The 11854-nt window shown below is 58.7% G+C and carries 16 protein-coding genes; 6 read left to right on the forward strand and 10 right to left on the reverse strand.

Annotated elements, in window-relative coordinates:
* Nucleotides 1-53 precede the first annotated feature (53 nt).
* The gene (locus AB4Z52_RS20830; RefSeq protein ID WP_442219819.1) at nucleotides 54-665 is read left to right on the forward strand and encodes a hypothetical protein; all 612 of its coding nucleotides are present in this window, start codon (nucleotides 54-56) and stop codon (nucleotides 663-665) included.
* Nucleotides 666-695: 30 nt separating this feature from the next.
* Here the strand turns inward: AB4Z52_RS20830 and AB4Z52_RS20835 are convergent, their stop codons facing one another.
* On the reverse strand, nucleotides 696-1400 hold the full coding sequence (locus AB4Z52_RS20835) for an HAD family hydrolase (protein WP_442219820.1): 705 nt from the start codon (nucleotides 1398-1400) through the stop codon (nucleotides 696-698).
* 256 nt (nucleotides 1401-1656) lie between these two features.
* Between AB4Z52_RS20835 and AB4Z52_RS20840 the strand changes: the two genes are divergently transcribed.
* Entirely contained in the window at nucleotides 1657-2703 is a 1047-nt protein-coding gene (locus tag AB4Z52_RS20840; RefSeq protein ID WP_442219821.1) for an aldo/keto reductase, read from the forward strand.
* 73 nt (nucleotides 2704-2776) lie between these two features.
* Here the strand turns inward: AB4Z52_RS20840 and copM are convergent, their stop codons facing one another.
* From copM to relB, 6 genes are all read right to left on the reverse strand, one after another.
* On the reverse strand, nucleotides 2777-3142 hold the full coding sequence (gene copM / locus AB4Z52_RS20845) for a CopM family metallochaperone (protein WP_442219822.1): 366 nt from the start codon (nucleotides 3140-3142) through the stop codon (nucleotides 2777-2779).
* Nucleotides 3143-3196: 54 nt separating this feature from the next.
* Complete coding sequence (locus AB4Z52_RS20850) at nucleotides 3197-3445, reverse strand: hypothetical protein (protein WP_442219823.1); 249 nt, start codon at nucleotides 3443-3445, stop codon at nucleotides 3197-3199.
* 190 nt (nucleotides 3446-3635) lie between these two features.
* Entirely contained in the window at nucleotides 3636-3893 is a 258-nt protein-coding gene (locus AB4Z52_RS20855) for a BrnA antitoxin family protein (RefSeq protein ID WP_442219824.1), read from the reverse strand.
* A gap of 307 nt (nucleotides 3894-4200) precedes the next feature.
* The gene (locus tag AB4Z52_RS20860; protein WP_442219825.1) at nucleotides 4201-4980 is read right to left on the reverse strand and encodes a hypothetical protein; all 780 of its coding nucleotides are present in this window, start codon (nucleotides 4978-4980) and stop codon (nucleotides 4201-4203) included.
* The gene (locus tag AB4Z52_RS20865; RefSeq protein WP_442219826.1) at nucleotides 4977-5162 is read right to left on the reverse strand and encodes a type II toxin-antitoxin system RelE family toxin; all 186 of its coding nucleotides are present in this window, start codon (nucleotides 5160-5162) and stop codon (nucleotides 4977-4979) included. The genes AB4Z52_RS20860 and AB4Z52_RS20865 overlap by 4 nt, the downstream gene beginning before the upstream one ends.
* 58 nt (nucleotides 5163-5220) lie before the next feature.
* Nucleotides 5221-5451, reverse strand: a complete 231-nt coding sequence (gene relB / locus AB4Z52_RS20870; RefSeq protein ID WP_442219827.1) for a type II toxin-antitoxin system RelB family antitoxin — start codon at nucleotides 5449-5451, stop codon at nucleotides 5221-5223.
* A gap of 149 nt (nucleotides 5452-5600) precedes the next feature.
* On the opposite strand from relB, the gene hisS reads away from it, so the two are divergent.
* From hisS to hisG, 3 genes are all read left to right on the forward strand, one after another.
* On the forward strand, nucleotides 5601-7115 hold the full coding sequence (gene hisS, locus AB4Z52_RS20875) for a histidine--tRNA ligase (RefSeq protein WP_442219828.1): 1515 nt from the start codon (nucleotides 5601-5603) through the stop codon (nucleotides 7113-7115).
* Between the two features lie 97 nt (nucleotides 7116-7212).
* Complete coding sequence (locus AB4Z52_RS20880) at nucleotides 7213-8334, forward strand: ATP phosphoribosyltransferase regulatory subunit (RefSeq protein ID WP_442219829.1); 1122 nt, start codon at nucleotides 7213-7215, stop codon at nucleotides 8332-8334.
* The gene (gene hisG, locus AB4Z52_RS20885) at nucleotides 8331-9026 is read left to right on the forward strand and encodes an ATP phosphoribosyltransferase (protein WP_442219830.1); all 696 of its coding nucleotides are present in this window, start codon (nucleotides 8331-8333) and stop codon (nucleotides 9024-9026) included. Before AB4Z52_RS20880 ends, hisG begins: the two co-directional genes overlap by 4 nt.
* Before the next feature lie 78 nt (nucleotides 9027-9104).
* On the opposite strand, the gene AB4Z52_RS20890 is transcribed toward hisG, so the two are convergent.
* Nucleotides 9105-9551 carry a DoxX family protein gene (locus tag AB4Z52_RS20890; protein ID WP_442219831.1) on the reverse strand — a complete coding sequence of 149 codons (447 nt, stop codon included), beginning with the start codon at nucleotides 9549-9551 and terminating at the stop codon, nucleotides 9105-9107.
* A 213-nt stretch (nucleotides 9552-9764) separates the two neighbouring features.
* On the opposite strand from AB4Z52_RS20890, the gene AB4Z52_RS20895 reads away from it, so the two are divergent.
* Nucleotides 9765-10472, forward strand: coding sequence for a glutathione binding-like protein (locus AB4Z52_RS20895; protein ID WP_442219832.1), 708 nt, complete (start codon nucleotides 9765-9767; stop codon nucleotides 10470-10472).
* Nucleotides 10473-10538: 66 nt separating this feature from the next.
* Here the strand turns inward: AB4Z52_RS20895 and AB4Z52_RS20900 are convergent, their stop codons facing one another.
* The gene (locus tag AB4Z52_RS20900) at nucleotides 10539-10985 is read right to left on the reverse strand and encodes a hypothetical protein (RefSeq protein ID WP_442219833.1); all 447 of its coding nucleotides are present in this window, start codon (nucleotides 10983-10985) and stop codon (nucleotides 10539-10541) included.
* Between the two features lie 580 nt (nucleotides 10986-11565).
* The coding region (locus AB4Z52_RS20905; RefSeq protein WP_442219834.1) for a TCP-1/cpn60 chaperonin family protein at nucleotides 11566-11854 on the reverse strand (289 nt) is incomplete at its 5' end.

Genomic DNA, 11854 nt, shown 5'->3' on the forward strand with positions numbered 1-11854 from the left:
ATTTCATTGAACAACGACTGTTATGTAAGCTTGCAGTCGGTGGGGTGAATGTCATGCAGGTCCTGGATCAAGGGACGCTATCGAATTTCTCGTGCGGTCAACGCATGGCCGTCGTCTTCGTTGGCATGACGCTCCTGCAAGCGGCACTTCTAGTTCTGCTTACAATGCGGTTGGGCTATTCTTCCGAACGCATGTATGGCTATGGTTTCGGCTATAACGCCACCTACAAGATCGAGACGTTGGACGAAACGCCGTTCTTTTCGCGGAAGCGGCTGATTGGCTTCGCGATCTGGAGCGCTATCGTTGCTACCGTGGCTATCGTCTGCATGTTGTCACGCACCGAAACAATGATCGGCATGGATTCCAATTTCATTGTCGAGACCAGTTGCGTTGGGCCTTTTGCCGCCGAGTTCAAGCTTGACAGAGCAAAGGCGACCGTTCGGCATGTTACCGAGGTCACTCCGTGGTTTTTTCGTTCCAGACGATATCACAGCCGACCGGACTCGGGAGAGGACAACTACCTTGCGATATCGCAGCCGGATAGGGATCGCAGTCTCTATATCGAGTTGGCTGGGCGCGAGAACTCCAAGGATCTCATAAACTTGGCGCCAGAGGCGATGCGGCACTACGCCGCTCACCTGCGTGATATTGCGCCGAGGCAGTAACGGCCGTTCCCGGGTCAAGTTAAAGGGCGATCACGCCAATCGCTCGATCAGCGCCCTCAATTCCCCCAGATGCTCGATCTTGCGAAACCGCGGCGCGTCTGTCGGCTCCTCGACATGTTCGAGCACCCAGGTCAGCGCATGCGGCACGAAAACGCCGTAGCTGCCGGCTGCAATTGCGGGAACGATGTCGGATTTGAGCGAGTTGCCCACCATCATCGCCCGCTCCGGCCCGTCGCCAACCTTGGAAAACACGCGCCGGTAGGTGACGGCAGTCTTGTCCGATACGATTTCCACGGCATCGAAGAAGTCGCCAAGCCCCGATTGCGCCAATTTGCGCTCCTGGTCGAACAGGTCGCCCTTGGTAATCAACACGAGAAGGTAGTTTCCGGTCAGGGCCTCGAGCGTTTCATGCACGTGCGGCATCGTTTCGACCGGATGGGACAACAAGTCCCGACCGATATCGAGGATTTCGGCGATGACTTTGGCGGGGACATGGCCTTCGGTGATCTCGATCGCCGTCTCGATCATCGACAGCGTGAAGCCCTTGATGCCGAAACCATAATGCCTGAGATTACGCCTTTCCGCCTCGAGCAGCCGGCCCGAAATCTGCACGCCGTCGGCATAGTCGGCCAGAAGCGTGGTGAAATGCTTTTCGGTCAGCTGGTAGAACTGCTCGTTCTGCCAAAGCGTATCGTCGGCATCGAAGCCTATGGTCGTCAGCGGGCGGAGGGTCATCTGCCTCTTCCTAGTTACAAGGCTGGGAGATCGAAATCATCGCTCCCGTGTTCTGGAATGCGATCCAGCAGTAACGCCTTTGTGAGGGGCAGGGGGGATCGCGTTGAAATGTCATGCGGGTGCATTATGTCACCGTTCTCAGCACAATAAAGGCTGCTGCCGCCTGTCACAACGGACCAATCAAAAAGCGATATGCAATCCACGTTCACCAGCCGGCGGCTATCGAGCCCGCGGCTGAACACAGGGAATTTTGAAGATGCGCTACAATCAACTGGGAAATACCGGCATGTTCGTTTCCGAGCTTTGCCTAGGAACCATGACGTTCGGCGACGCCGGCACTGGCATATGGGGCGCCATTGCCGATGTCGACCAGGATGCTGCTGACAGGATCGTCGAGCGTTCGCTTGCCGCGGGCGTCAATTTCATCGATACGGCTGACGTCTATTCGTCGGGCAATTCCGAGACGATCCTTGGGCAGGCTTTGCAGAACCTCGAGGTTCCTCGCAAGGACGTCGTCATCGCCACGAAATTCTACGGCGTCATGGGCGACAAGCCGAACGACCGCGGTGCTTCCCGCGGCCACATCATGGATTCGGTAGAGGCCAGCCTCGAACGTCTGCAGGTTGATCACATTGATCTTTATCAGATCCACGCCACCGACCAGATCACCCCGATCGATGAAACCCTGCGCGCGCTCGACGATCTCGTCTCCAGCGACATGGTGCGCTACATAGGCGTTTCCAACTGGCAGGCCTGGCGCATCGAAAAGGCGCTTGGCATTTCGGAGCGCCGCGGCTTTGCTCGTTTCGAGACCGTGCAGGCCTATTATTCGATTGCCGGCCGCGATCTCGAGCGCGAGATCGTGCCGATGATGGCGGAGGAAAAGCTCGGCCTGATGGTGTGGTCGCCGCTGGCAGGCGGTCTGCTTTCCGGAAAGTACGGCCCTGGCGCCCCTGGTAACGGCGAAGGCCGCCGCGCCAATTTCGACTTCCCGCCCGTCAACAAGGACCGTGCCTGGGCATGCGTTGCTGCCATGCGCGAGGTCGCGGGCAAGCATGACGTAAGCGTTGCTGAGGTGGCGCTTGCCTGGGTCCTGGCAAAACCCTTCGTTACCAGCATCATCATCGGCGCAAAACGGATTGAGCAGCTCGATCAGAACCTTGCTGCCGTCAATTTGAAACTTGACGCAGGCGACATGGCCAAGCTCGACGAGGTCAGCGCCCTTGAGGCCGAATATCCAAGCTGGATGGTTCCGCGCCAGAACGCCAACCGCCGCCCGGAGGCTTTTGAGCCGAAGGCCTGATCACGGAATTAAAGATAGATATGCCGGCACCTGGTCCGGCATATCCTTTCAATTCAAGGGAGCAGGGTCCGAGCTATTTACTGTGGTTCTTCAGCCAGGCATTCATTTCCTTGATCTCGGTTTCCTGCGCATTGATGACCATTCCGGCAAGCTTTCGCAATTCGGGGTCCTTGCCGTATTTCAGTTCCACCCTGGCCATGTCGATTGCGCCCTGGTGATGCGGGATCATGCCGCGCACGAAATCGGCGTCGGCATCGCCGCTATAGCTGATCGCCATATCCTTGTGCATCTTGGCATTGGCGCCGGCGAAAGCCTGGCTGGAGAGCCCCTGGTCGCCCATCGGCTTGCTCATGTCCATGCCCGACATGTCGTCGGCAAAGGCTGCGGTGGAGAATGCGAGGGCGAATGCGCTCGCGGTGAGAATGGTTTTCAAAGACATGGGATTCCTTTCCGCTGTCTGCAATTTGAAATTCGTGGGTGCAGTTAACGTCGATCAAACGCAGCGGGGAGGAGGGGACGCAGGCGCAGGGCTGTTATCGCTCAACGGATTGACGAGACCGGGTGCCGGATAGGAGAAGGCGAGCGGCTTGTCGCCATGGACCGCCACGACCTGCGGTATGACAAGACATGCTGGACAAAAGGATGCGTGCCCCATCGCCCCGTCGCAGGGCGTGCTTTCGCCCCTGACATGGCTGGCGGCCATGTCACCATGCCCGCTCATTCCAGGCATATCCGACGACATGCTCATTTCCGACTGCGCCTGGACCGCAACGGTCCGATTGCACATCGGGCAGGCCCCGAGCGCAGGCATGGCTCCATAAAGGAACCAGGCAAAAATCATTGTCAGTACGGCAAAATGGCGCATGTTTCCAACATAGTGAAACGCCAGGTGAAATCCAGCGGTTCGCAGGCGCAAATTTCACGAAACCCCGTCAAAGCTTTGCCGCCTTGCGTAGTGCCTCGTTGATACGGCCCTGCCAGCCTTTGCCGGTCGCCTTGAAGGCATCGATGACATCGGGGTCGAGCCGCAGCGAAATCTGCCGCTTGGGGGCCTCGACGGCCGGCCGGCCGCGTTGACGCCGGATGCTCCCGGTCCATTCGGGATTGTCTGGATCTTCGGCGATTCCCTTCTGGATACGAGCCTCTTCCTCGTCAGTGAGTGTACGGAGTTTCCGGTCGGTGCTGTGCACAAATGTTCCATTTCTGCCGACTGGCCCGGCGCAGCGAGATGAGCGAAATCCCCTCGACGCCGAGAGTAACGAAGATAAACGCGATGACGTCATCGAAAAAATACCTACGGCCTTAAATCGCCGCTGTCGTGCCTCAAGGACGAGTGTTTCCGAAAAGAACTCGAGCCCGATGTCGACTAAATCCAGCACGTCTCTCGATGTTCTTTAGCCGGTTCGGCTCGTCCCAGGTGATCTTCATCGCAAAGCGTATGTCTGTCGATAATAAAAGTGCTACAATAAATTTATGGTTGCAACGACGCAACCAGAACTATGATAAGGCGGCAATGACCTGGTGAACGATCTCGTAGTCGGGACTCTCTTCGCCAAGCGGCGCGACCGGCCAGGTCCAACGCTGAAGCGCTTCCGGTGGCGTAGCACCCAGCAGCAAGTCGGCCTCCTCACGCGTCGCGCCCGTCCGATCGACCACGGAGTATGCGATATCGGTGATCAGGCAGGTCCTGCATGGCAAGCCGCGCAGGCCTTCGATATGAGCCGATAGTAACCGTCTCCCGGCATCTGCCGGCATCTTGCCGGCAGGCTCGGCCAGCAGACGTCGGCTGATACCGCGGCCGATCTGCGACAGCAAATTGGCGGACAGAACGAAATCGAGATAGGGCACCTGGCGGAGAAACCCAAGTGGCTCTGGCGCTCCTGCGCCGGCCAATTCGTTATAACCGGCCAATTCTTCAAAACCGGTAAGATCGCGATCGATCAGGCGGACATTGCGATACCCCGTGGCTTTCAACCAGATACGGACGGAGGCGAGGTGAACGAGATCGACGAGGACGACGGTGTCGAATTCCCTGGAAAGCACGTCGATCGGCACGTCCCGCAGCAGGCCCGAACCGAGCACGACGGCGGTGCGTCTTTGCCTCAAGCCGGATATCGCGTCGAGCACCGCCTGCCGGCTATGCGCTTCATGATCCGCCCACGCCTTCCGGCATCGCCCGGCACGCGACCAGAGATTGACCGAGGAGCGGATGAACGGTCGAAAAGGCTTTGCGGTAACGGGCAGCGTGGCGAGATACTGGACAGCTTCGATGATCATGATCGATAGACATCGCAGCGATGGCCGACATCGACGACCAGACGGCGGTCTTGAAGGTCGCTGGTCCGATAATCCCCGACGCGGTAGCGCCAGAATTTGCCGAGCGTTGATCCCTGCAATGCATCGCCGAGCCGCATGGGATCATCGAGCAGCGCAAGCCGTTCATAAAGCAACGAGCGCATTCGCTTTCGAGTTTGCGGATCAAGTTTTTGGACGTGTTTTCGAGCTAGAAAGTCAAATTCAATCGTCCATGCCACGCCAGAATTCCTCACCACTGATGATCTTGGATTCACCGCTGCGAATCCGCTCCATTGCGGCCTGGGTGAGATAAATGTCTCCCAGGTCCTCCAGATGCGTTTCTATCGCCTGGCGAATATATAATAAGGTTGCGGTACGACCGGTTCGCTCTGCCAGCGCCTGCAGGCGCCCATAGGTTTCGTCGGGTAGCCGAATGGCGATGTGCTTGCTCATGGCCGGAGTTCCTGTTGAGATACAGGCACCTTATTATAGCATATCACCACGGCCACCGCGACCGCTCGAATTCCCGTTGCAACCCTTGCCGCACTGCGCCCAATCCGCTACGAAACCGCCTCTGTCATAATGACCGGATTGCAGCAGAAATGAACGATAAGCAGAAGAAACCGCAAAAGCTCAAGGCCCGTCTCCCGCGCGGCTTCGTCGACAGGTCGGCTGGCGATATCCGCGCCGTCAACGAGATGGTCGAAAAGATCCGCAAGGTCTACGAGCATTATGGTTTCGATCCGGTCGAGACGCCGCTGTTCGAATATACTGATGCGCTCGGAAAGTTCCTGCCCGATGCTGACCGTCCGAATGAAGGCGTGTTCTCGCTGCAGGACGACGACGAGCAGTGGATGAGCCTGCGCTATGACCTTACAGCGCCCCTTGCCCGTCATGTAGCCGAGAATTTCAACGAGATACAGCTTCCTTACCGCACCTATCGCGCCGGCTACGTGTTTCGCAACGAGAAGCCCGGCCCCGGCCGCTTCCGCCAGTTCATGCAGTTCGATGCCGATACGGTCGGCGCGCCCGGCGTCCAGGCCGATGCGGAAATGTGCATGATGATGGCCGACACTCTCGAGGCGCTCGGCATCCAGCGCGGCGATTACGTTATCCGCGTCAACAATCGCAAGGTTCTGGACGGCGTGCTCGAGGCGATCGGCCTTGGTGGCGACGACAAGGCGGTCCAGCGGCTGAACGTGCTGCGGGCGATTGATAAGCTCGACAAGTTTGGCCCCGATGGCGTCGCATTGCTGCTTGGTCCGGGCCGCAAGGATGAATCAGGCGACTTCACCAAGGGCGCGGGTCTCGATGCGGCTCAGATCGACAAGGTGTTGTTCTTCGTCGGGATCAAGGATTATGCCGAGAGTGCCCGCCAGCTCGCTGAGCTCGTTGCCTGCACGTCACGTGGCGGCGAGGGTGTCGATGAGTTGAATTTCATCGGCGGCCTCGTCGCCAGCGCCGGCTACCAGTCCGACCGCATCAAGATAGACCCCTCGATCGTCCGCGGCCTCGAATATTATACCGGCCCCGTCTATGAAGCCGAACTCCTCTTCGACGTCACCAACGAAAAGGGCGAAAAGGTCGTTTTCGGTTCGGTCGGCGGCGGCGGGCGGTATGATGGCCTGGTGTCACGCTTTATGGGGCAACCGGTGCCTGCGACCGGTTTCTCCATCGGCGTCTCGCGGCTGATGACGGCACTCAAAAACCTCGGCAAGCTCGGGCAGAACGAGGTGATCGAGCCGGTGCTAGTCACTGTCATGGATGGCGATATCGACGCCATGGGCCGCTACCAGAAAATGACGCAGGAACTGCGTGCCGCCGGTATCCGCGCCGAGATGTATCAGGGCAATTGGAAGAAGTTCGGCAACCAGCTGAAATATGCCGACCGCCGCGGCTGCCCGATCGCCATCATCCAGGGCGGAGACGAGCGGGCGAAGGGTGTCGTGCAGATCAAGGATCTGATCGAGGGCAAGCGCCTGTCCGGCGAAATCGAAGACAACGTGGCCTGGCGCGAAGCGCGGGTTGCGCAGGAGAGCGTGCCAGAAAAAGAACTCGTCGCCAAGGTCCGCGAAATCCTCGCCGCCCAGGCCGAGGATCGCAAGAGGGCGGATTGAGCATGACGATTGTGCCAGGATACCCCCCTCGTGGGGAAGATGTCAGCAAGGCTGACGGAGGGGGGTACTTCACGGACACACGGGAGGTCCTTGCAGCATGCCCCTGATCAACCTCCCCAATTTCACCGACGATCTGCTCTCCGAATTTGCCGCGCGGCAAACGACCCGCGTAGACACGCCTGTCATTCAGCCGGCCGAGCCGTTTCTTGATATCGCCGGCGAAGACCTGCGCCGCCGCATCTTCATGACCGAGAGCGAGACGGGGGCGAGCCTTTGCCTACGGCCGGAGTTCACCATTCCCGTCTGTATCCGTCACATCGAGACGGCGACCGGCACCCCGAAGCGCTATTCCTATCTCGGCGAAGTGTTCCGCCAGCGCCGTGATGGTGCCAGTGAATTCTATCAGGCCGGGATCGAGGATCTTGGCGACATCAACATATCAAGTGCCGATGCGCGGGCGATCGCCGATGCGACCGGCATTCTGCGCCGCCTGCTGCCTGGACGCCGCCTTCGGATCACGCTTGGGGATCAGGCGGTCTTCGAGGCTGTCGTGCAGGCCCTGGGATTGCCGCTCGGTTGGCAAAAGCGCCTGATCCACGCCTTCGGCAACATGGAGCAGATCGAAACGCTGCTGGCCCGGCTCGTCAGCCCGCAATTCGTCACCGATCTTGACGACGATGTCGCAAGGCTGATCGCGGCCGATGACGAGGCGGCACTGGTCACCCATATCAATGAGACCATGCAGGCGACCGGCTATTCGACGAATGCGAGCCGCTCGCCGGTGGAGATCGCCCGTCGGCTCAAGGAAAAGCTGGTGCTTTCCGAGACCCGGCTCGACGATGCGGCCTTCCGCGTTCTCCAGGAATTCCTGTCCTTGAACGTACCCCTGGTAAACGCGTCGGCAGCACTTGCCGGCTTTGCGGACGCGGCGGGCCTCAAGCTTGGAAATGCGCTTTCCCGATTTGACGGCCGCGTTGCAGCGGTTGCCAATGCAGGGGTCGATCTCTCCGTGGTCGAATACCGTGCCGCCTTCGGCCGTCCGCTCGATTATTATACCGGCCTCGTCTTCGAGGTTGCGGCGGAAGGCTCGTCAGCGGTTTTGGCCGGCGGTGGTCGCTTTGACCGGCTGCTGACGTTCCTCGGTGCGAAAAACCGCATTCCGGCCGTCGGCTTCTCGCTCTGGCTCGATCGCATCGAAACGGAGAGGGCGAGGGCATGACCATTACGATCGCGCTACCGTCCAAGGGACGGATGAAGGAAGAGGCTTCCGATATCTTCGAGCGCGCCGGGTTGAGCATCGTCGCCGTCGGCAACGACCGCTCCTATCGCGGCCGGGTGGAAGGCTGGGAGGGTGTCGAGATCGCCTTCCTGTCAGCCTCCGAGATCTCGCGCGAGATCGGCAACGGCACGGTCGATTTCGGCGTGACCGGCGAGGACCTTGTCCGCGAGGGGCTGGCAGAAGCTGATCGGCGCGTCGAAATTTGCGCCCGGCTCGGTTTCGGCCGCGCCGATGTGGTGGTCGCGGTGCCGGAGATCTGGCTCGATGTCGGCACCATGGCCGACCTTGGCGATGTCGCTGCCGATTTTCGCACCCGTCACGGCCGGCGGCTGACGATCGCCACGAAATACTGGCGGCTGACCCAGCAGTTCTTTTCCAGCCAGCACGGCATCCAGCTCTACAGGATCGTCGAAAGCCTGGGTGCAACCGAAGGCGCTCCGGCTTCGGGCTCCGCCGATATTATCGTCGACATCACGTCGACCGGTTCAACGCTGCAGGCAAACCATCTCAAGGTGCTTTCGGATGGCATCATCCTGCGTTCCGAAGCCTGCCTCGTCAGGGCAAGGAAGGAAAACCACGCCGACGATCCATTGGTTGCAAGGATCATCTCTGCGGTAAACGACGTGCTCTGAACGCCTCGAAGCTAAATGCGAAAAGGCCCACCGTGATTGAACGGCGGGCCTTTTCGACTTTGGGAGGACTTAGTCGGTTTATGCGGTGACGGCGTAGGAGCCGCGGCGAGCGTCAAGCGAATAGAGGCCTGGGCCGTTGGTGGCGAGCATGACGTATGCGCCGGCCAGCGTGACGTTCTTCAGGAAGTTGACGAAGTTCAGGGCATTGATCCAGCCATTGGCAGCAGCCGGGAAGTCCGGAACGTTGACGGTCGACAGGTGGAAGACGACGCCGGTAAAGACACAGAAGACTGCAAGCGCAAAGCCGACGATCCGCGTCTGGAAGCCGACGAGAACGCAAAGGCCGGTAACAAGCTCGAACAGACCTGCGACATAGGTCAGAAGCGTCGCGGCGGGCATGCCGGCGCCGGCGATCATTTGGGCCGTTCCAGCCGGATCGCTCAGCTTGCCGAAGCCGCTGAAGATGAACATGAACGAAAGCAGGATGCGGGCGACGAGGATCAGGATGTTATTGGTGTTGGACATGACTGGCTCCGGTGATTTGTGTATTGCCGTTTGCGACAATCTCTGGAGCTTATATCCGTCATTTCCACTTCACTGAAAAGATAAACGAACGCAGACGCATTGTTCACAAAAAGCGAACAGAGCTCTCCGCCGTTGCCTCTTTTTTCCCGTGTCGCTTCGTCTATGGTGCGTTCGAACCCGCTCAATGAATGCCTGATGTAGAGGAAACTATCCATGGCAGATCTCTCCGCATTTCCCATTACCAAGCGCTGGCCGGCAAGCGACCCGACCGTCATCCAGCTCTATTCCCTACCGACGCCCAACGGCGTCAAGATATCGATCGCACTGGAAGAACTGGGCCTCGCCTATGAGCCGCATCTCATTTCGTTCGACACCAACGACCAGAAATCGCCGGAATTCCTCTCCCTGAACCCGAACGGCCGCATCCCGGCGCTGATCGATCCGAACGGCCCGGACGGCAAGCCGATCGGCCTGTTTGAGTCCGGCGCGATCCTGGTCTATCTCGCTGAAAAGACTGGAAAACTCATTCCGGCAGACGCTAGCGGACGCTACGAGGTCCTGCAGTGGGTCTTCTTCCAGATGGGCGGGATCGGCCCGATGTTCGGCCAGTTCGGCCACTTTTTCAAGTTCGCAGCCGACAAGGTTGCCAACAATTCCTATCCGATGGAGCGGTACCGCGACGAAACCAAGCGCCTCCTTGGCGTGCTCGAGGAGCGTCTAAAGGGCCGTCAGTGGCTGATGGGCGATGAATACACGATTGCCGATATCGCCAGCTTCCCGTGGGTTCGCGGCGTCGACGTGTTTTATGGCGGCCGCGACGTTCTCGAGCTCGCCAAATTCCCCTTAGTCCAGGATTGGGTGGCGCGCGCAGCGGCCCGCCCCGCGAGCGTCGTCGGCCTGAATACTCCCAAGCGCGATTGATCTTGCGTGGCAGATAGCAATCAGGGTCGGCGCCGCAAGCGCCGGTCTTGTTATTTCGCGATGTGACTATTGGCGACCGGCAAGGTGGCTGCCGGGCGCAAGCTTGAAGCGCGGAAACATGAACACGCCGACCATGCTGCCGCTGTGCTTTTCCTCCGCGCCAATCGATTCACCGACGCAGAACACCGGTTGCCCCTGACCCCCAGCCGCAAACATCGTCGTTGAAAAGCAGAATGACGATGAAGTCGTCGACGCCTGCTCGAACAGTTCGAGGATCCGCGCCCGATCATGGACTTGATAGCATCGCATCAGGCTCAGCAGCCCGCATTCGGCAGATGACAGGCCGTAGAACCGCATGCTGAGCTGCCCAAGCGTGATCACGCCGTTCGACAGATTTCCGTTCCAGCTCTCCGTCACGCAGAACTGGGCCATGATATCGCGTTCATAGCTGCCGGGTTCCAGCGAGCCGAACATGAATGGCGAGGCCACATCGGATTTGGCAATCTTGAACAAGATATTCCCTTGGACCGGCACAACTTCAAAAGTTGCTCTGCTTCAGAAAATTGCATTCAACGAGAAGATCAGCGGTCACATCAGCTGCTCTGCAATCACCGGCCAAAACGCGAAACCTGTGCCATGACTTCCAACTCCGGACTGCTCGTCGCGACAAATGTCGACCACCGAAATGATTGTTGGAGCTGCTATACTCAACGCGGCCACACGTCATGCGTGCCGAAGGGCAGGTGTGATTCGTTACATCAGAAAAGGCTTATAAATCACTTGCTGTGATTTGTAAGATGTTTTGAAAAAACGGCAATAGCTTAAACTGAAGCTCAAGCTCTTTTATATTCGAAACTGTCGCAGATCAGCGGAAGATGAAACGCGACTTTATATTTAAATCATGCTTCTTTTGCGAGTAGCTGTAGCGGAAATGAACAAAGAAGTGCTCTCGGCAATCAAAAGTCCCCTTCGCCTTTCCCCACACTGACGTCGAGCCGTCCTGAAATTTGCTTGATGGGCGCTTGTCGAGGTCTTCCAGAAACAAAAAGGGCGGCTCGAGAGCCGCCCTTCCATATCAAATGATCCGATTGGATCACATCATGTCCATTCCGCCCATTCCGCCCATGCCGCCTGGCATGCCGCCGCCAGCAGCGTCCTTCTTGGGAACTTCTGCGATCATGGCTTCGGTGGTGACGAGCAGGCCGGCAACCGAGGCCGCATTCTGCAGAGCCGTGCGAACAACCTTGACCGGATCGACGATACCCATGGCGATCATGTCGCCAAATTCGCCGGTCTGGGCGTTGTAGCCGTAGTTGTCGGTGTTGCTTTCAAGGATCTTGCCGACGATGATCGAACCTTCGTCACCGGCATTTTCAGCGATC

The sequence above is a fragment of the Rhizobium sp. 2YAF20 genome (assembly GCF_052114685.1).
GTDB lineage: Bacteria > Pseudomonadota > Alphaproteobacteria > Rhizobiales > Rhizobiaceae > Rhizobium.

Excerpts from the sequence above, each read along its gene's own strand:
- hisS (WP_442219828.1), top strand. The coding sequence starts at position 5,601 with ATGAACGATAAGCAGAAGAAACCGCAAAAGCTCAAGGCCCGTCTCCCG.
- AB4Z52_RS20895 (WP_442219832.1), top strand. The coding sequence starts at position 9,765 with ATGGCAGATCTCTCCGCATTTCCCATTACCAAGCGCTGGCCGGCAAGC.
- AB4Z52_RS20835 (WP_442219820.1), bottom strand. The coding sequence starts at position 1,400 with ATGACCCTCCGCCCGCTGACGACCATAGGCTTCGATGCCGACGATACG.
- AB4Z52_RS20840 (WP_442219821.1), top strand. The coding sequence starts at position 1,657 with ATGCGCTACAATCAACTGGGAAATACCGGCATGTTCGTTTCCGAGCTT.
- AB4Z52_RS20880 (WP_442219829.1), top strand. The coding sequence starts at position 7,213 with ATGCCCCTGATCAACCTCCCCAATTTCACCGACGATCTGCTCTCCGAA.
- AB4Z52_RS20860 (WP_442219825.1), bottom strand. The coding sequence starts at position 4,980 with ATGATCATCGAAGCTGTCCAGTATCTCGCCACGCTGCCCGTTACCGCA.
- hisG (WP_442219830.1), top strand. The coding sequence starts at position 8,331 with ATGACCATTACGATCGCGCTACCGTCCAAGGGACGGATGAAGGAAGAG.
- copM (WP_442219822.1), bottom strand. The coding sequence starts at position 3,142 with ATGTCTTTGAAAACCATTCTCACCGCGAGCGCATTCGCCCTCGCATTC.
- relB (WP_442219827.1), bottom strand. The coding sequence starts at position 5,451 with ATGAGCAAGCACATCGCCATTCGGCTACCCGACGAAACCTATGGGCGC.
- AB4Z52_RS20865 (WP_442219826.1), bottom strand. The coding sequence starts at position 5,162 with ATGCGCTCGTTGCTTTATGAACGGCTTGCGCTGCTCGATGATCCCATG.
- AB4Z52_RS20890 (WP_442219831.1), bottom strand. The coding sequence starts at position 9,551 with ATGTCCAACACCAATAACATCCTGATCCTCGTCGCCCGCATCCTGCTT.
- AB4Z52_RS20850 (WP_442219823.1), bottom strand. The coding sequence starts at position 3,445 with ATGTCGTCGGATATGCCTGGAATGAGCGGGCATGGTGACATGGCCGCC.
- AB4Z52_RS20830 (WP_442219819.1), top strand. The coding sequence starts at position 54 with ATGCAGGTCCTGGATCAAGGGACGCTATCGAATTTCTCGTGCGGTCAA.